Genomic DNA, 19,350 nt, shown 5'->3' on the forward strand with positions numbered 1-19,350 from the left:
CGGAGAAAGCCCATGTGGCGCAATTATCTGACCGTCGGCATCCGCGCACTCGCCAAGAATCGCGTCTATGCCGCCATCAACATTGCCGGCCTTGCGCTCGGCATCGCCGCATGCCTGCTGATCCTCGGCTTTGTACGCTACGAATTCAGCTATGATAGCTGGCTGCCCAATTCCGACCGCACGTTCCAGCTCCAGGCCTATTACAAGGCCACCCCGCAAGGCGGCGAGGAGATGAAGCTGCAACAGACCAGCTATATCTCCGGCCAGGCGCTGAAGAAGGACTTCCCTCAGGTCGACCATCTCGCCTTTGTCAGCAGCCAGCAGATCGTAATCATCAAGGATGGGCAGCCTTCCACCGTGGCTGGCGCGCTGTTTACTGACGCCAATCTGTTCGACGTGCTCGAAGTGCCGTTCCTCAAAGGCGATCCGAAACACGCGCTCGACGATCCCCATGCGCTGGTGCTCGGCGAAAGGGCGGCGATCAAATTGTTCGGTAACGCCGATCCGATGGGCAAGACCGTCACCCTGACCAGCGGTGACATGAAGGCCGATTACCGCGTCACCGGTGTTCACCAGGATTTGCCCAAGAACAGCTCACTCGCCTTTGGCATGGTCGCGCGGTACGATCCCGCCACCTATAACGCGACGACGCCCGATATGCTGACCAGCTGGAACTGGCAGGAGGGCAGTTATTGGGTGAAGCTCAAACCGGGCTCTGATGTCAACCAGATGAACGGACAGATGAACGCTTGGGAACAGCGCAACATCCCGCCCTCGGACAGCGTCGTCGAAGGCGAGGATCCAAGCAAGTTCCAGGACTTCAAACTGGTCAACATCCGCGACGTCCATCTCGGTGAGGCGCAGAATGGCGCGCAACGGCCGGGCAATGATCGCGGCACGATCGTCACCTTCGCGGTGATTGCCCTGCTCATTCTCGGCATGGCGTGCGTCAACTTCACCAATCTTGCCACTGCCCGCGCCACCCAACGTGCCCGCGAAGTCGCATTGCGCAAGGTGCTCGGCGCGACGCGCGGGCAATTGATCACTCAGTTCATCGGTGAATCGATCCTGCTCGCCACCGCCGCGATGGTCGTCGCGCTGGCGATCGTCGAACTGGCGCTGCCCGCGCTCAATGGCTTTCTCGATGCGCAGATCACGATCCGTTATTTCGCGCTCGACGGGCTGGTCGGCCCGATCATCCTGCTGACCTTGCTTGTCGGCCTCGCCGGCGGCATTTATCCCGCACTTGTCCTGTCGCGTTTCGAGCCCGCTCGGGTGCTCAAGGCGAACAAATCGGCGGCCGACGCGGAAGGCTCGGGGCGCCTGCGCAACATTCTCGTCGTCAGTCAGTTCGCGGTGTCGATCGGCCTGATCATCTGTACTTTGATCGTCTATAGCCAGACGGCATATGCACGTAATGCGGATGGCGGTTTCCGCCGCGATGGATTGCTTCAGATCGACAACCTCGGTCGACCGCAGGTCGATCAGGCCGCGACCTCGCTGATGCAGGAGATCAAGCGCATCCCCGGCGTGACCAGCGTCGGCCGTACCACCATTGCGGTCGATAATGGCCGCCATTCGGCAACCGGCGTGCAGCTTGCCGGCCGTCCGGAAAAAATCCAGCTCGGCGTCTATGGCGTCGATCCGGGTTTCGTGCCCGCGATGGGCATGAAGCTGCTCGCGGGCCGCAACTTTATCGAAAACCAGCCGATGGACGATGCCAGCCTGCCTTTGCCGGTCACGCCAGAGGCTGAACGCGCTCTGGTCCAGCGCGGCGTCAACATTCTGGTCAGCGCGGAGGCGGCGCGACGGCTCGGCTATAACAACCCGGCCGACGCGATCGGCAAGCAGATCGGCACCAGCCTGGTCGATGACAGTTTGGGGCTGGTGCCCTCGACCATCATCGGCGTAGTCAACGATGTGCGCTTCCGCTCCGCGCGCGAACCGATCCAGCCCAATTTCTACTTCAACAAAACGCACAATTTCTCGCAGTTGCTGGTGCGGTTCCAGGGCGTGGAGCCCAAGGCGCTGTCCGGCCGGGTCGAGACGAGCTGGAAACGAGTGGCGCCCGACATCCCGTTCCGCGCCCGCTTCATGACTGACATCATCACCACGCTGTACAATCAGGATGCGGCGCGCGCGGCGCTGTTCGGCGCCTTCGCGATCCTTGCGGTGGTGATCGGGTGCCTCGGCTTGTTCGGCCTTGCTGCTTTCACCGCGGAACGCCGCACCAAGGAGATCGGCATCCGCAAGGTATTGGGCGCCGGCAACCGCGATATCGTCCAGCTATTGGTATGGCAGTTCAGCCGCCCGGTGCTGATCGCCAATCTGATTGCTTGGCCACTCGCCTGGTGGGTGATGCGCGGCTGGCTCAATGGCTTCGATACACGCATGACGCTGACCCCGATGCCGTTCGTGATGGCCGGCACTCTCGCACTGATCATCGCGATCGGCACGATCAGTGCGCATGCTTACCGCGTTGCCCGAACCAACCCAATCAAGGCGCTGCGATACGAATAGGGCGGGCCGCAAGTCCGACCCTTGGGGTGACGCGGAGGCCGCTCGCGTCACCCTCTTATCTTGATCCGATATCTCGTCGGCTCCACCCGCCGCTGTGCTCAACCATTTTCGGGCGATCGCCGCAGCGTGACAACGGCCCACCGCATGTCAGCCGTTTAATTCCCTGCACCCATCGTCTTTCCGGGAACCGGAATCGCTTTCCCGCGCTATCGTTTCGGTAGAGGTACAAACGGGGGTACACACATTGCAACGTAACAACATGATTCTCATCGTGGCGGCGACACTCGCACTGTCGGCCTGCGACAAGCCCGGACAGTCATCCGCCACGGGGTCCGGCATATTTGGACAGGGCGACGAAGCCGCCAAGGCCAAGCTCAGCGCCTATACCGAGGGTTATAACAAGCTGCTCGACACATTTGGCCTGCAGGAAACAGCCGAAGCCTATGCCAAGCAGGATATCCCCAACCAGTCGCCCTCCGACACTATTGTGGTGACCACAGGCTGGCTCGAACAAGGCATTACATTGCTCAAGGCGGCGCGCGCCAAGTCCGGCGGTCCGGCCGATCTGGACAAAGCGGGGGATGCGTTGATCGGCGCGCTCGACACCGCACTCAAGCGGCTGACCGGCCTCAACGTCTATTATGAGAGCAAGGCCTATCGCGAAGACGGCTTGGCACGCGGCAAGAAAGAAGATGCCGCGATGAAGGCCGAGTTCCAGGCGGCGTTCACCGCGATGGAGCAACTGGGGACGATCATCGACCGCGAACGCAAGTCCGTGACGACCGCAGAACTCGCCGCGCTAAAAGCCAAGGGCGACATGCTCGGTTACAATACCAAGCTCGCGCTGCAAGAGGCCGCGTCGCTGGTCGCCCTGTTCAAGGGTCCGGACGACATCAACAATGCGGCAGTTTTCGTTGAGGCGGACAAGCAGCTGGCGACGCTGGAGAAGACTCTGGCGGCGCAGCGCGACGAACTGGCCAAGGCCAAGGCGGCGATCAAACCCGGCGAGCATGTCGATGTCAATTACGAGCTGGTCAATGGGCGGCTCAACACCTTCGTCGGCGGTTACCGCGAGCTGCGTGGAAGCCATAAGCCGGAGGATTATAATCGCCTGGTCGACAATTATAACGACGCGATCGGCGACGCGAACGACATCCGGGAATGATCGCTGCGGCGATCGCATCTGGGTCCGGATATCGCCGCGCCGGACGGGCGGTTCTCGCGGCGGCCTGCATGTTCCACATGACCCCGGCGACAGCGCAGGCTGTTGCCGGGGAAACGCCGACCATGGACCTGCATGTCCCGCCACCGACACCGCCCGCGAATAGCTGGGCGGGCGAATACCGTATTTCCCAACACGAACTCGTTGCGGGCATCGCGCTGAATACCGACGGCACCTTCCGTTACGGCCTGACGGTGGGCTCCCTCGACGAGACCGCCAGTGGCCGCTGGAGCGCGACGGGCAACCATATCCAGCTGGTCAGCGAGCCTCGCCCGGTGCCGCCGGCGATCACCGTGGGGCCGGCACTGCGCGATCCAAAGGTGGGCCTGTCGCTCAAGGTCATCGCGCCGAAAGGGCGCGGCGTGGCCGGCGTCGATCTGGTGGTCGGCTTCGACGACGGCGGCACCGTGCAGGATTATACTCAGGTCTATGGCTGGACCGTGCCGGATGAGGAGAAACGCGCGCCCCGCTGGGTGCAATTCTCGCTCGAATCCTATGGTCTCAGGTCGCCGCGCTTTCCGGTCGATCGGAACGTCGCGAACACATTGACCTTCATCCTGACGCCGAATGATTTCGGCGTGGTCGATTTCACCGGCGTGCCGGTCGAGGTCGACAGCGACAGCCTGGTGATCCACCGTGAAGGCGGCGACATGCGCTTCCGCAGGGTGCGCGACTAGATGCCGGAAGCGATCAAGGTCCGCGCCAATGGGCTGGGATATTGTCTGTGCGGAACCCGTTGGAGCGGCGAGCGACCGCCGCCCCAAATGATCAGATGATGACAAAATCCGCGCTCGAGATCGTCGGGTGACCCTGTAGCGTGGCGAAAATGATTGCGGCACCTGCGCCCGACCCATCGGCATCGTAGGACAAATTGCCCGTGGCGGCATCGTACAGGATATGCTGCGCGGTCGTTGTCGCCGCGCCGATCGCGAAGCCGGTGGTCGCGAGCGTGCCGACACCCATAGCGGCGAAGATCGAGTGGCTCAGTTCGATCCGGTCGGCGCCATGAACGAAGTCGTTGATCGTATCGACATTGCCCGCTCCGAGTGCTGTGTTGAACACGAAAGTGTCGGCACCGCCCGCGCCGACCAGCGTATCGTTGCCCTGGCGCCCTTCCAGGCGATTGGCCTGTGCATCGCCGATGATGAAATCATTGTAGAGATTGCCGATGATATTCTCGATTCCCGAGAAGGTATCACCCTCGGCGGCGTTGCCATAACCGAGGCCGGTCGAGAGGTTGATGAAGATCGGGCCCTGATTATCCTCATATGAGGCCGTATCATTGCCGTCACCGCCGATGATCGCATCGGCCCCGAGCGCGCCGATGATGTAATCGTCGCCCGCGCCGCCATCGATGCGGTTGCCGACCGCGCTGCCGATGATGAAGTCGGCATAGATTCCGCCGGTGATGTTCTCGATGCCGATGAAGCTGTCACCCTGCGCGGCATTGTTATACCCGGGCCCCGAGGTCAGGTTGATGAAGATCGGCCCCTGATTGTCGATATAGCTGACCGTATCGATCCCCGCACCGCCGTCGAACACATCCGCGCCAAGCGATCCGATTAGGGTGTCGTTGCCACCCAACCCCTCAAGCCGGTTAGCGGCATTGTCGCCGATGACGAAGTCGTCGAGGTTGGTGCCGCGGACATTCTCGATGCCGCTATACGTATCGCCCTGTGCAGCGCCGCCAAAGCCGAGCCCGGTGGTCAGGTTGACGAAGATCGCGCCGAAATTGTCGTCATATGCTGCCGTGTCGACGCCCGCGCCGCCGATTAATTGGTCGGCACCAAGCCCGCCGGTCAGCACGTCATTGCCGCCCGCGCCGTTCAATATGTTCACGCCGCTGGTGCCGACGAAATTATTCGTGCCGGCGCTTCCGATCACATTTTCGAAGCCGTTATAATATTCGTTGATGAAATTGCTTTGCCCGGTGGTCAGGTTCACATTCTGGATCGCACCTTCCAGAACGAACGAGAAATCTATCGTGTCGGTGCCATTTCCACCGTCGAAATGCTGAATCGAGCTGTCATCGGCGATGATAGTATCGTTGCCCTCGCCGCCGAAGATCGCGGCGCCGTTGACGCTGGTGATCACGTCGTTGCCGGCTCCGCCATAGACGAAGAATGACGAGGCATGGACGGTGAAAACGTCATTGCCGACCGTACCAACCTGTGTTTCGGTATTGCCCAGGCTGGGTGCCGGCGTCGCGTTGACCGCATCGCGCGTGTCGAGGAATTCGAGCGAGATGTTGGAACTTGCGTCCCAAGTCACGCTGGCGAACCGTCCGTCATTCAATGCGATGATGTTTGGCTGATCGTTTCCGATGGCGGCATAGATGAAGGAGCCGAGAGCGACGCCGGTCGCGCTGAAATGCGTGGCTTCCAGTCCATTCACGCCGCTTTCATTGCTTTCGAACGCAACGATGAAAGAGCCGTCGGGCAGGCCGGTGATGGTTGGATGGCTATTATTGTTGTTCGCGACATCGGTTCCGGCCGTGGCGGTGACGATCGGTATGCCGCCGGAATTATAGGTTCGAACCAATACATTGGTTTCGCCGCCCGGCGTTGTGCTGGTGTAGGCGATCGCAAACCCACCGCCGGCCAGGCCGGCGACAACGGGCTCGCGATCGAAGCCGCCGCCCTGTGTCCCACTGATCGGGCTCATCGTCAGGCTGGCACCGGTATCTGATCGGACGTTGACGTAAAGACCGTTATCTGTGCCCGACGTCGGCGCTTCCCGTCCGACGATGACGAAATAACCATTGGTCAAGGCCGCCACGTCGACATCGACGTTGATGCCGCCAGTGATGGAGGTGAATGGTATTCCGAAGGTGGCTGTCGCTGGATTGTAAATGACCCCTTCGATAAAGGCGTCGGTCGCGCTGTTATACTGGGTATAGGCGATGAGTACCGTGCCGGTCGACGAGACCGTCACCTGTGGATCCGCGAAATTGGGATAGGAAAGGGATCCCAGCGCGATCGACGGGGTGAATGCGCCGGCAACGCCGGCGCCGTCGAACTGATCGATGCAGAGCCGGGTGCCGGCATCTTCGGCGCGGCTATACACCACGACAAATCCACCGTTCGGCAATGCGGCCACATCGGGGAATTCCTCGTTAAACGCAAACGCGCCGTCGTTGAGGAGAATCTCCCCGGTGACCGGATTGCCGACGGCATCAAAGATGCGGCCGATGATATCGGTGCCCGCAGGGCTGCCCACGCCACTGCTGTCCGCGCTGCGCCATGCGACCAGAATGTTGCCATTGGCGAGCTGAGTCACGACCGGCTGGTCCTGGGTGCTGACATTTGCGGTGCTGACGGTGAACTGGTCGCGCCAAGTAACGGGGGCTGCGGGCATGGCATGATCCTTCGGCATGGCGGCGGCGCCGCGTTGATACGGGACGCCGGACGTTGAGCCCGTCGCCTGCCTCGCCCGGCCGTACCCAATCAATTCCGCTGCCGTATCCAAGACAGCCCGTAAAACGGCAAATCCCCGTCGATTAGGACACGGGGTTCAAATTTATTTGCAATGCCTATTGCGGGTTCGTGTCGCGCCACGGCAAATGGCCGCAGGAAGCGCCGGTCGATGACCCTCCTTCAAAGCCATCGATGCATCACGTTCAGCGCCACATCGCCGTGCACTGGATGAGCGAACGCCCCCGGCACCACGCCGACCACCTCAAAGCCTAGCGAGCGCCAGAGATGCACTGCCGCCGCATTGGTCGAGACCACCGCGTTAAACTGCATCGCGCGGAATCCCGCCGTTCGCGCCCAGTCGATCGCCGCCTCGCCCAGTGTGCGGCCGACGCCGCCTCCGCGCCCCGCTGGCGACACCATGAAGCTCGCTGTCGCGACATGGCTGCCGGCGCCGGCCTGGTTGCGATTGATCTTGGCGGTACCGAGGATCGTGCCGTTCGCATCCGTCGCGACGATCGTCCGGCCCGGCGGCGCTTCCATCCACAACGCCTTGGCGGTGTGCTCGTCCAGATCGCGCGGATAGGTGAAAGTGTCGCCAGCCGCAGCGACGGCGCGCAGGATCGGCCAGAGCGCAGGCCAATCGTCGCCTGTCGCGGTGCGGATGGTCACGTCGTAGCGCACGAATGCTCCCTTGCTTGCTGGCCGGGAAAGGCGGCCTAAACGAGTGCGACAATGCGCCGGCCCAGCCAAGGGTCAAGCTGCGTGCTTGCCGACCCGCATGGCGGTCGTGCCAATGCAGGCTATACAGCGCCTCAGTGCGCAGCGCCCATTTGAACCCCGCGCTTCGGTTTGGGCGCCACCCACACGATCGCCGCCGCCATCAGGAACACGGTGAACGCCAGTGCGAAGACATGCGTCGCGCCGACCGTCGATGCCTGCGCATCGACCAGTCGGTCGATCGCGCCGCGTGCCTGTTCGGTCGACAGCCCGCGCGCCTCGAGCTGACTCATCCGGTCGGCCACCCCGTTAAGCGCCGGGACCATCTCCGACCGGCTGACCCGGCTGGCATTGTCCCAGGCGGTCGTCGCCATCGCCGTGCCAATCGCGCCGCACAAGGTCCGTACGAAACTCATGATGCCCGCCGCCGACGTCGTCTCGCTCGGCTTGACCGCCGACAGCGCCAGCGCGGTCAGGCCGATGAAGAAGAACGGCATGCCGAAACCTTGCAATAGTTGCGGCATCGACAGCGCCCAGAAGGTGGAATCGGTACTCCAGCCTGTGCGCAACAGCGACATTACCGCCAGCCAGGTGATCCCAGCACAGACCGAGATGCGCAGATCGACTTTGCCGATGAGCCGCGCCGCGATCGGCGACATCACGATCGCGAACACGCCGACGAACGCGGTGGCATAACCCGCCTCGGTCGCGGTGTAACCGACCACCGACTGCAACCATAGCGGCGTCAGCACGACCGATGCGAAGAACGCGCCGAAGCCCAATGCAACCGCGATCGTGCCGACCGCGAAGCCACGGTGGCGGAACACCTTGATATCGACGATCGGATTTTTCTCGCCCAGCTCCCAGATCACGAACGCAGGAAAGCCGATCGCCGCGACGATCGCCATCGCGACAACGAAGGGGGAGGAGAACCAGTCATGCTCGCGCCCTGTGTCGAGCATCAGCTGGAATGCGCCGACCCACACCACCAGCAGGACAAGTCCGACTACGTCCATGCCGACCTTGGCTTTCTTGGTCTCGAACGGCGTGACCAGCCGCGATACCGCGAAGATGCACAAAGCGACGACCGGAATGTTGATGAAGAAGATCCACGGCCAGGTCCAATTGTCGCTGATCAGCCCGCCCAGGATCGGCCCGGCGACCGGCGCGCAGACCGTGGTCATCGCCCATAAGCCCATTGCCGCGCCGGCGCTCTTCTTGGGGAAGATGCGCAGCAGCAGCGATTGCGACAGCGGCATCAGCGGGCCGCCCGACAAGCCCTGCAGGATGCGGAAGATGACCAGCATCGACAGGCTGCCCGACAGGCCGCACATCATCGAGAAGAAACCGAATCCGATCAGCGACATGATGAACCAGCGCACCGTGCCGAAGCGCGATGCGAGCCAGCCGGTCAGCGGCACGCTGATTGCGTCGGCCACCGAATAGGAAGTGATCACCCAGGTGCCTTGCGTGGGCGAAATCGCCAGCCCGCCGGCGATGTGCGGTACCGAGACATTGGCGATCGTCGTGTCGAGCACCACGACGAAATTGGCCAGCGCCAGCGCGACTCCGGCGAGCAGCAGCTTGGCGCCGCTCAGCGGTGTCGGCTCGGCGTCTTCACCGCCCGCTTCAAGCGCCGCGTTGGCCATCTTATTTGCCGCGCGTGTCGATGACCGCATCCATCGTCAGCCCGACGCGAAGCGGATGATCGCGCAGGTCCTTCGGGTCGATCGTCACGCGCACCGGCAGGCGTTGCACGACCTTGACCCAATTGCCCGTCGCGTTTTGCGCGGGGATCAGCGAGAAGGCCGCGCCGGTGCCGCCGGCAAAGCCGGTGACCTTGCCGTGGAACACCACGTCGCCGCCGTAGAAGTCGGACGTCAGCTCGACCGGCTGGCCAAAGCGCACTTCGCGCAACTGACTCTCTTTGAAATTGGCGTCGACATAGGCGGTCGCGACCGGGACGATCGTCATGATCGGCGCACCGGCCGCGATGCGCTGGCCGATCTGCACCTGGCGGTTGGTGACGATGCCGTCGACCGGCGCGCGGATCACGGTACGCGCAAGATCGAGTTGCGCCTTGTCGAGCCGCGCACGCGCGGTCGCGACATCGGGCGCGGTGTCGATCGTGGTGCCGCGCACCAGCGCCTCGCTCGCTGCGGCGTCCCCGCCGGCCGAGGTTTGTGTCGCGATCGCGGAGGTGATCCCGGCCCGCGCCAGGTCGCGCCCAGCGAGTGCTGTCTGATAGGCGGCACGCGCGGTGCTCAATTCCTCACCTGACGCGGCGCCGCTGCCGATCAATTGCTGGCGTCGGTCGAGATCGATTTTCGCACGGGCGAGCGTGGCATTGGCTTCTACCAGTTGGGCGCGGGCCTGAGCGATCTCGGCACTGCGCGACTGTGCCTTTGCGCGCGCCGATCCGGCGAGCGCGGCGGACTGGCCGAAGCGCTGCTGCGCCTGGCGCAGCGCGGCCTCGGCGGTCGCGACGTCGATCTTCGCATCGGCCGGGTCGATCACGACCAGGATATCGCCCTTTTTGACCACTTGCGTGCCGCCGACCCGAACATCGATCACCGCGCCCGAGACGAGCGAGGTCACCTGCGCCGAATCCGCGCCGACATAGGCATTGTCGGTATGCACCCGGCCCGCCTGGGTCAGGAAATACCACAGGCCCCAGATCGCCGCCGCGACGACCACCACGATCGCGAGGATCGTCAGCAGTTTCCTGCGCTTGCCGGCAGTCGGCGGCGCGATGGTGTCGGATGCGGGGGCGGCGTTGGCGGTTGGCTCCGCGGCGGGGGCATCGGCCATTTACTTGGTCTCCGTGGTATTGGTCTGGCGGTATCCACCGCCGAGCGCGCGGATCAGCGCGATATCCAGTGTGAGGCGTCGCGCCTCCAGGTCCGCTACCGCACGTCGCGCCGTCAGCTCGAAATCATTGGCGGTTAGCACGGTCAGCTGGGTCGACAGCCCGCCTTCATAACGCAGCGTCGCGATCCGGCTCGCATCCGCCGCCGCGACAAGCGAGGCGCGTTGCTCGGCAAGCCGCTGGTCGAGCGCACGCTGGCTTGCGACCGCATCGGCGGCTTCGTGCAGCGCAGTGACCAGCACCCCATCATAACGCGCGACAGCGGTGTCGTAATCGGCGCGTGCCTCGGCATAGCGCCCCCTGATCCGCCCGCCGTCGAAGATCGGCAAGCTAAATGCTGGACCGGCATTGCCATAGCTCGATCCGCCCTCGAACAGCTGCCCGAGACCAAGCGATTGCAGCCCGACCAAAGCGGTCAGGTTGATATTGGGATAGAAATCCGCCTTCGCGATCTTGATCCGTTTGCTCGCCGCCTCGGCGCGCAGCCGCGCCGCGACGATGTCCGGACGCCGGCCGATCAGATCGATTCCGACATTGTCGGGCAGGCCAGCAGGGGCGGTGGCAATGGCCGGCCGCTTTATGCTCAAGCCGCGATCGGGGCCTGCGCCGGCTAGCGCGGCCAACCGGTTACGGGTGAGGGCGATCGCTTCGTCGAGCGCGGCGATGTCGGCGCGAGCGGCGGGCACGCGCGACTCGGCCTGGCGCTGGCTGCCGCGTGCATCGACGCCGACCGCGACGCGTTGCGCAGTCAATGTCGCGCTTGCGCTACGCACTCTGAGCGCTTCGACCGCAACATCGCGCTCGGCATGATATTGCGCCAGCTCGGCATAGGCGGCGGCGATATTGGTGGTCAGCATCAGTCGCGCCTGATCGGCATCGACTCGCGCTGCTTCGGCCTCGGATGTCGCGGCGGCGAGCGCAGCGCGGTTCTTGCCCCACAGATCGAGGTTGAACGATGCCGTCGCCGTGAGCCGCCCGGTATCCTGGATGCCATTGGGCACGAATTGTGGCGGGATGCCGAGATTTTTGCTCTGCTTGTTGCCGCCGACCGTGCCGTCCACCGTCAGCCCTGGCTGCAGCGCCGCGCCGGTCTGTCGCGCCAAGGCCTCGGCGGCGGCGATCCGCGCCGTCGCGGCGGCGACATCAGGCGACGCTTTCAACGCTTCGTCGATCAGTCCGTCGAGCTGTGGATCGCCAAACGCCTTCCACCAATCGGCGGCTGGCCAGTTGCGCTGTTGGACACCCGATGCGGCAAGCGCTTGTGACGATTCGAGCGCTGCCGGCCCACGCAATTCCGGTTTCGCACCGAGATCGGGCACGCTCGCGCACCCGCCGAGCAGGGCGGCGAGACTCACGGAAATGAGAAGAAATCGACTCATGGTCAGGCCTGATACTATCTGGTATCATTGCGCCCCTGATCCTGTTCGCAACGGCTGTCAACAAAAATGATACCAGATAGTACTGTTCTTGCCGAAGCCGCTGAGACCGCGCCATCGGACGCGCGAGCGCTCCGGCGACAGGCCTTTGTCGTTGTCGCGCGCGAGGCATTTTTCGAACATGGTTATGGAGAGACGGCCATGTCCTCGATCGCGTCCGAAGTCGGCGGATCGAAGACCACGCTCTGGTCCTATTTTCCGTCCAAGCAGGATCTGTTCGCCGCTGTGGTCGACGACATTGTCGAGCGATATGCCGCTGCGCTGACCATCGAGTTGGACGATGCCGAACCGGTCGAGCCGGCGTTGCGCCGCTTCGGTAACGCGATGATGGCGACCATTCTGGCGCCGTCGATCGTCGCGCTGCACCGTGTGGTGATCGGCGAGGCGCGGCGTTTCCCCGAGCTTGGTGAACTATTCTATGCGCGGGGTTCGCGGCGCGGCAAGGAACGGCTCGCCGGCTTCGTTGCCGCCGCGATGGCCGACGGGCGGCTCCGTCAGGGCGACCCGATGGTCGCGGCCCGCCAGTTCGCCTCGATGTGCCAGTCTGGCTGTTTCCAGGAATCGCTGCTTGGTATCGACCAAGGGCGCTGCGCCGATCGGATCGCGCAGGACGTCGATACCGCGCTCGACAGCTTCATGCGCGCTTGGGCGCCGGATCCGGTTGAGCTCGGGGGCTAACCCTGCGGGGCGCGGCCTCGGGGCACTTTGGGGAAATACCGCAGTCATCGGGCGCGACGTCAAACTGGATCAAAGTCCGCTTGCCGATCCGCCGCCGGTACGCCAGATACGCGCCGCAATGGGGCTCCGTCATTCCATCAGCGTCGGCCGGCGCACCCTGATCCTCGCGGTCTTCGCGTGTGCGATCCTGGTGCGCGCGCTCGTGCCGGCGGGATGGATGCCGTCGGTCGGCGCAGATGGCGGCGTGGTGATTTCGCTCTGCACCGGCGCCGGCGCGGTCGACATGGTGCTCGCCGCCGATGGCACGGTGCATGAAAAGGCTCCGGTCAAGCATGACGGCGCCAACGATCACCCTTGCGCCTTTGCCGGCCTGGCTCAGGCTTTCGCCGCCGCCGATCCTGTCGTACTGCCCGGTACTCTGCCAGCGCCGGTCATCGATCCGCCGCTTGTGTCCGCCAGCGTTGCGGTCGGTCGCGGTCTGGCCGCGCCACCACCGCCGCAAACCGGACCGCCGCTCCTCGTCTGAACCCTTACGCGCCCGAGGGCGCACCCGTTCGGACAGGATTCTCTCAATGCCCAGTTTCAAACGCGCCATGCTGCGCGTCTCGCTTTGTGCGGTCGCCGTTGCGATCGCGCACCCGGCTTTGGCCGCCGATGACGACGATAAGGACATCCTGGTCATCGGACAGAAAGATGCGCCCATCTCGATCGAACCACGTGGCCTGTCGGTGAGCCTCGGCCAGGATCAATTCGACGGCGTCAATGCCTTCAATACCGAAGATCTGATCAAATATGCGCCCGATTTCTTCGTGCGCACCCGCTATATCGGTGACAATAACGCGGTGCCGGGCTTTCGCGGCACCCATAGTGCGCAGAGTGCCCGGTCGCTGGTGATGGTCGACGGCTTCGTTGTTTCCAACTTCCTCGGCAATTCGTTCGGTTTTCCACCCGCCTGGGGCATTGTCAGCCCGACCGAGGTCAAGCAGTTCGATATCGTCTACGGCCCCTATTCGGCACGTTATCCGGGCAATTCGATGGGTGGCATCGTCAACATCTCCACCCGCGCGCCCGACCGCAACGAAGCGTTCGGCACCGTGCAGACCTTCGTCCAGCCCTATCGCCAATATGGTACGCGCGACGATTTCTACGGCTATGCTGCAGAGGCCGGTTTCGCGCTGAAGGGCGATAACAGCCCGTTCGGCTTTCGCGCCTCGGTGCGGCGGCTGCGCAACGACAGCCAGCCGATGCAATATTATCAGTTCGGTTATTCGGCCACGCTCTACGACAAGCCCAATGACGGGACGCCGGTCACCGGTGCCTATGCCGATCCGGCGCTGATCCCCGTTGCAGGCGCGAACGTCGTTGCCCCGGTGATCGGCGACTATAGCTCGGTCGCGACGCGGCAGGATCAAGTCCGTGCGCAACTCCGCTTCGACCACGGGGAGTTCCATGCCGAAGCGCTGTTCACCTATTGGTGGAACCGCGAGGAGACACTCCATCCGAAAACCTATCTCCGCGATGCAGCGGGCAACCCCTTTTACGGTGATGCAACCGGGCAGGCGAGTTTCGGCGGGCATACATACACGCTCAATCCCACGAGCAGTTTCCGCCTCGGCCTTGCCGCCAAGGACGAATGGCTGGCGGGGTTGAAGCTGGAAGGCCCGATCGCCGGTTTTGACGTGCGCGCCAATCTTTCGACGCTGCGCTTTGACCGGCAAGAAAGCCGCAGCTCGGGCGGTTATGCCGCCGGCATCGCCAACGGCGCGGGACAGGTGACCGAACAGGGACCGACCGGCTGGTACACCGGCGACTTGATCGTCACCCGGACATTGGGCAGCCATGACATTGCGTTCGGCGTGAACGGCAATCTCTATGAAACTGATCAGTCGGTGTTCGACACGACCAATTGGCGCGCCGCCAGCGGCCGAACTCAGCGCACCCGCACCTTTGGACGCACGCGCACGATCGGAGTCTTCGCCGAGGATGTGATTGGCCTCGATGCCGATACGCTGCTGACCCTGGGGCTACGCGCCGACTGGTGGCGCGGTTATGATGGCGGTCTGACGGCACGTGCGACCAGCGGTGCGCAGGCCGGGCAATTGGTCATGCAGCGCTATGCCGCGCGCACGGAAACCGCGCTTAACCCCAAGCTCGCGCTCAAGCGTGGTCTGGGCGATGGCTGGGCGGCCGAGCTCTCCCTCGCGCTGGCGACGCGCTTTCCTACCGTTGGCGAGCTGTTCCAAGGATCGCTCAATGGCGATGGCAGCTTCAATCAGAACAGTTTCGATCCCAATCTGAAGCCCGAGAAGAGCCGCGACGCGAACTTCCTGCTGCGCAAGCGCTTTGGCCCCGTCACGCTGACCGGTAGCCTGTTCTACCAGCGCATCCGCGATGCGATCTTCAGCTATGTCGGGTTCAATCAGGCAGGCGTCTCGACGTCCAATTTCAAGAATATCGACCTGACCCGCCAATATGGCGCAGAACTGATCGCGGAGGTACGCGACTGGCCCGCACAAGGCCTGGATATCGACGCCAATGCCGCCTGGATCAATGTCGAAACGGTGCGCAACCGCGCCGATCGAAACTCGGAAGGGGTGCAATTCCCGCGCATCCCGAGCTGGCGGCTCAACGGCAATCTGCGCTGGCGGCTTTTGCCATCGCTGCAGGCCGTGATCGGCGTGCGTTTTGCGAGCCGGCCCAATACCGATCTCGACGGGCTGCAGCGCGGCGACGCCTATGGTTATACCTCGGAATTGTTCGCACTCGACCTCAAGGCAAATCTGGACCTGGCGAAGAATCTGCGTCTTGCGGCCGGGGTCAACAATCTCACCAATGACAGCGCCTGGGTGTTTCATCCCTATCCGCAGCGCACCTTCCTGATCGAAGCGGGGATCAAGCTATGAGCGTCAAGCCGCCCGGAACGCGCTGGTACAATGCGGTGTGGCGCTGGCATTTCTACGCCGCCTTGCTGTGCGTGCCGTTCGTCATCTGGCTCGCGCTGACCGGCACGATCTATACTTGGAAACCGCAGATCGAGGGCTGGATTGATCGCCCTTATGACACGCTGGCGGTCGCGCCGGCGGCGAGTGTCGAGGCGCAGGTCGCCGCCGCGCTAGCGGCGGTGCCGCGCGCGCGGCTGCACAAATATGAACTGCCCGAAGGACCCGGCCATGCCGCGCGGGTGATCGTCGGCACGGGCAAGATGCAGACACGTGTCTATGTCGATCCGGCAACGCTTCGCGTGCTGAAGCAGGTCGGCGAGGAAGAGCGCTTCATGCGTTATATCTTCCGCCTGCATGGCGAACTGATGGCCGGCAATCCCGGCAGCTATCTGGTCGAGCTTGCCGCATGCTGGGCGATCGTGATGATCCTGACCGGCCTGTACCTGTGGTGGCCGCGCGGTGCGACCGGGCTGGGCGGGTTGCTCTATCCCAGGCTGCGCCAGGGGCGCCGCCTGTTCTGGCGCGACATCCACGCGGTGTCGGGAATCTGGGTCTCGTTGCTCGCGCTCGGTCTGATCACGACAGGACTGCCCTGGGCCAAGGCCTGGGGGGGCTATTTCAAGGAGGTGCGCGCCATCACCGGCACTGCCGATGGTCCGGTGGACTGGCCGACCGGAGTGACCTCTGTCGCCGCGCCGCCCGCCGTCACGACACCTGGCGAACGCGCGATGCTCGACGAGCATGCCGAACATATGGGCATGTCGATGGCGCATCTCGCGCCGCGCGCCGGCGATCTCGACCGTGTCGTCCGCACGATCATGCCGCTGCGCATTGCGCCGCCGGTGCTGGTTGCGCCGCCAGCGGATGGGGCGCTGGCCTGGACGGTCACGTCGGACGCGGACAACCGCCCGCTGCGCACGCAGCTGACGATCGACGGCCGGAGCGGAGAGATCCTCAGCCGTCGTAATTTCGACCAGCGGCACTGGATCGATCGCGCGGTCGGCTATGGTATCGCCGCGCATGAGGGCGCGCTGTTTGGTATCGCCAACCAGCTGCTGGGTACGCTCGCTGCCTTGCTGCTCGTGACGCTGGCGGTGTCGGGCACGGTGCTGTGGTGGCGCCGAAGGCCGGTCGGCCTGATCGGAGCGCCAATCCCGCTGTCCCGGCCGCGCTTTGGCCCGGTGCTGATCGGCGTCGTGGTGTTGCTTGGCGTGCTACTGCCGCTGTTCGGCGCCTCGCTGATCGCCGTGCTGGTGATCGAGCGGCTGGCGCTGCGCAGGATCCCGCCGGTTCGCTACTGGCTCGGGTTGCGCGCGGCCTAGCAAAAAAGCCGTTCGTGCTGAGCTTGTCGAAGCACCGTCTTTTTTCTCCGGCGTGAGAGAAAGAACAGCGGCCCCTTTCGACTGCCTGCTAAGGCAGGCGCTCAGGACAGGCTTCAACAGGCTCAGGGCGAACGGGGAGGAAAGCCCCCTCAGCTTACCAGATGTGAACGCGCTGCTCGGGCGGCAGGTACAGCTTGTCGCCCGGCTTCACGTCGAACGCCGCATACCAGGCATCGACATTGCGCAGGATGCCGTTGACCCGAAACATCGCTGGCGAATGCGGATCGGTGAGCAGCAATTGCCGCGCCAGCGCCTCGCGCCGCTTGGTCTGCCATGCCTGGGCATAGGCGAGGAAGAAGCGCTGATCGCCGGTTAGCCCGCCGATCACCGGCGCCTTGCCGTGCTTCTGTTGGTAGATTTTGTACGCGGTATAAGCCGCTTCGACCCCGCCGAGATCGCCGATATTCTCGCCCAGGGTCAGCTTGCCGTTGATCTTGGTGCCGGGGACCGGTTCATACTGGTCATATTGCGCGGCCAGCGCGCCGGTGCTGCCCTTGAACGCGGTCGATGACGCGGGCGTCCACCAATTCTCGAACTTGCCGGTCGGGCCGAACTGGCTGCCCTGATCGTCGAAGCCATGGCCCATCTCATGGCCGATGATCGCGCCGATCGCGCCATAATTGACCGCCGGATCGGCATTGGGATCAAAGAAGGGCGGCTGCAGGATCGCTGCCGGGAACGTGATCTGGTTCGACAGCGGATTGTAATAGGCATTCACCGTCTGCGGGGTCATTTCCCACAAGCTGCGATCGACCGGCTTGGGAAAACGCGACAGTTGCAGCTGCTGCTCGAATTCGCCCGAGCGCATCGCATTGCCAAGCAGATCGCCGCGTTCCACTTTCAACGCCGAATAATCGACATAACGCACCGGGTGACCGATGCGCGGCTCGAACGCGGCGAGCTTGACCAGCGCCGCCTTGCGGGTGGCATCATCCATCCAGGTCGACGCCGAAATACGCTGCTGATAGGCTTCGCGCAGATTCTCGATCAGCTCGCCCATCTGTTTTTCGGCTGCGGGCGGGAAATATTTCGCGACATAAATCTGGCCGACCGCCTCGCCGAGCGATCCGTTCATCAACTGGATGCCGCGCTTCCAGCGATCGCGCTGCACCTGCACGCCTGACAGGGTCTTGGAGAAGAAATTGAACTGTGCGTCGTCGAACGCCTTGGGCAGGAAGGTCGCGTGGTCGCTGACGAAGTGGAAGGCGATATAGTCCTTCCAGGTCTGCAGCGGGGTCGCCACCAGCAGCTTGCCCATCGCGGTCAGCGCGGTGTTCTGCGTCATCAGCACGGTCGGTGACGAATCGAGGCCGGAGGTCTTCAGCAGCAGCGCCCAGTCGAATTCCGGCGCCTTTTCCTCGAGGCCGGCCAGCGGCTGCGGATCGTTCAACTTGGCGATGTCGCGGCTTTGTTCGGGCGACCATTGCTCCTTGGCCATCGCGGTTTCGAGCGCCATGATCGCGTCGGCCTTGGCGCTGGCATCGGGGATGCCGGCCAGTTCCTGGATCTGCTGGATATAGGCGCGGTACGCCTTGCGGTAGCCGTCATACTTTTCGCCCGGCAGCAGGTAGTTGTCGCGTGCCATGCCGAGACCGCTCTGGCCCGCAGCAGCGGTGTAGCGCGTCGGATCGGCCAGGTCCGGGATGATCCCGATCCCGACTGGAGAGGCATAGCCCACGGTCGCGAACAGCGTCTGCAACCCGGTCAGATCCTTCACCGCGGCGATCTTCGTGAGATAGGGCTTCAGCGGCGCCGTGCCCTTCGCTTCGATCCCGGCAGTGTCCATCCAGCTGGCATAGAAATCGCCGACCTGCTTGCCGGTCGCGCCATATTGCGCGGGGTTGGCGGCCATGTCGTCGAGGATCTTGCGGACATTGACCTCGGCTTCGTCGGACAGGATCGAGCCGAACCCGGCCGAGCCTTTGTCGGCGGGAATCTCGGTCTTCGCGGCCCAGCCACCATTGGCATAGGTCCAGAAATCATCGCCGGGCTTCACGCCTGTTTGACGCGCTGTTTGATCGATGCCGAACGCGCCGTAGCGCGCGACCTTGGTGGCAGCGTCCTTGGACAGCGCCGGAATGGCGATAGCGAGAGCGGCGGTAGCCGCGGTGAGACGAACCAGAACGGAAACGCGCATTGGGAGAATCCTCGGACAAGTGTATTGCCGT

At 63.6% G+C, this 19,350-nt stretch carries 13 protein-coding genes; 7 read left to right on the forward strand and 6 right to left on the reverse strand.

Annotated features, from left to right (window positions below; translation table 11 throughout):
* The first annotated feature begins 12 nt into the window (after nt 1-12).
* The 3 genes from G4G27_RS00990 to G4G27_RS01000 all read left to right on the forward strand — a co-directional run bounded on the left by G4G27_RS00990 (nt 13) and on the right by G4G27_RS01000 (nt 4,419).
* Nucleotides 13-2,520 (forward strand): ABC transporter permease, encoded by a 2,508-nt coding sequence (locus G4G27_RS00990; RefSeq protein WP_183111318.1) that lies wholly within the window; start codon nt 13-15, stop codon nt 2,518-2,520.
* A gap of 259 nt (nt 2,521-2,779) precedes the next feature.
* Nucleotides 2,780-3,685, forward strand: a complete 906-nt coding sequence (locus G4G27_RS00995) for a DUF3829 domain-containing protein (protein WP_183111320.1) — start codon at nt 2,780-2,782, stop codon at nt 3,683-3,685.
* A 68-nt stretch (nt 3,686-3,753) separates the two neighbouring features.
* Entirely contained in the window at nt 3,754-4,419 is a 666-nt protein-coding gene (locus G4G27_RS01000; RefSeq protein WP_244624502.1) for a hypothetical protein, read from the forward strand.
* Nucleotides 4,420-4,510: 91 nt separating this feature from the next.
* Here G4G27_RS01000 and G4G27_RS24290 read toward each other — a convergent pair whose 3' ends face one another.
* The 5 genes from G4G27_RS24290 to G4G27_RS01025 all read right to left on the reverse strand — a co-directional run bounded on the left by G4G27_RS24290 (nt 4,511) and on the right by G4G27_RS01025 (nt 12,123).
* Nucleotides 4,511-7,099 (reverse strand): calcium-binding protein, encoded by a 2,589-nt coding sequence (locus G4G27_RS24290; RefSeq protein ID WP_183111324.1) that lies wholly within the window; start codon nt 7,097-7,099, stop codon nt 4,511-4,513.
* A gap of 239 nt (nt 7,100-7,338) precedes the next feature.
* Complete coding sequence (locus G4G27_RS01010; RefSeq protein WP_244624503.1) at nt 7,339-7,839, reverse strand: GNAT family N-acetyltransferase; 501 nt, start codon at nt 7,837-7,839, stop codon at nt 7,339-7,341.
* Nucleotides 7,840-7,970: 131 nt separating this feature from the next.
* Nucleotides 7,971-9,524, reverse strand: a complete 1,554-nt coding sequence (locus G4G27_RS01015; protein WP_183111326.1) for a DHA2 family efflux MFS transporter permease subunit — start codon at nt 9,522-9,524, stop codon at nt 7,971-7,973.
* A gap of 1 nt (nt 9,525) precedes the next feature.
* Complete coding sequence (locus tag G4G27_RS01020) at nt 9,526-10,686, reverse strand: HlyD family efflux transporter periplasmic adaptor subunit (protein ID WP_183111328.1); 1,161 nt, start codon at nt 10,684-10,686, stop codon at nt 9,526-9,528.
* Entirely contained in the window at nt 10,687-12,123 is a 1,437-nt protein-coding gene (locus G4G27_RS01025) for an efflux transporter outer membrane subunit (RefSeq protein WP_183111330.1), read from the reverse strand.
* A gap of 198 nt (nt 12,124-12,321) precedes the next feature.
* Here G4G27_RS01025 and G4G27_RS01030 point away from each other — a divergent pair, with 198 nt between their 5' ends.
* From G4G27_RS01030 to G4G27_RS01045, 4 genes are all read left to right on the forward strand, one after another.
* Nucleotides 12,322-12,858, forward strand: coding sequence for a TetR/AcrR family transcriptional regulator C-terminal domain-containing protein (locus G4G27_RS01030; protein ID WP_244624504.1), 537 nt, complete (start codon nt 12,322-12,324; stop codon nt 12,856-12,858).
* 118 nt (nt 12,859-12,976) lie between these two features.
* A complete protein-coding gene (locus tag G4G27_RS01035) occupies nt 12,977-13,384 on the forward strand; it encodes a hypothetical protein (RefSeq protein WP_183111334.1) in 408 nt (135 codons plus the stop codon).
* A 46-nt stretch (nt 13,385-13,430) separates the two neighbouring features.
* Nucleotides 13,431-15,761 (forward strand): TonB-dependent receptor, encoded by a 2,331-nt coding sequence (locus G4G27_RS01040; protein ID WP_244624505.1) that lies wholly within the window; start codon nt 13,431-13,433, stop codon nt 15,759-15,761.
* Nucleotides 15,758-17,122 (forward strand): PepSY domain-containing protein, encoded by a 1,365-nt coding sequence (locus tag G4G27_RS01045; protein WP_183111335.1) that lies wholly within the window; start codon nt 15,758-15,760, stop codon nt 17,120-17,122. Before G4G27_RS01040 ends, G4G27_RS01045 begins: the two co-directional genes overlap by 4 nt.
* Nucleotides 17,123-17,276: 154 nt before the next feature.
* On the opposite strand, the gene G4G27_RS01050 is transcribed toward G4G27_RS01045, so the two are convergent.
* Complete coding sequence (locus G4G27_RS01050) at nt 17,277-19,319, reverse strand: M13 family metallopeptidase (protein WP_183111337.1); 2,043 nt, start codon at nt 19,317-19,319, stop codon at nt 17,277-17,279.
* Between the last annotated feature and the right edge of the window lie 31 nt (nt 19,320-19,350).

It is taken from the genome of Sphingomonas sp. So64.6b (genome assembly GCF_014171475.1).
GTDB lineage: Bacteria > Pseudomonadota > Alphaproteobacteria > Sphingomonadales > Sphingomonadaceae > Sphingomonas > Sphingomonas alpina_A.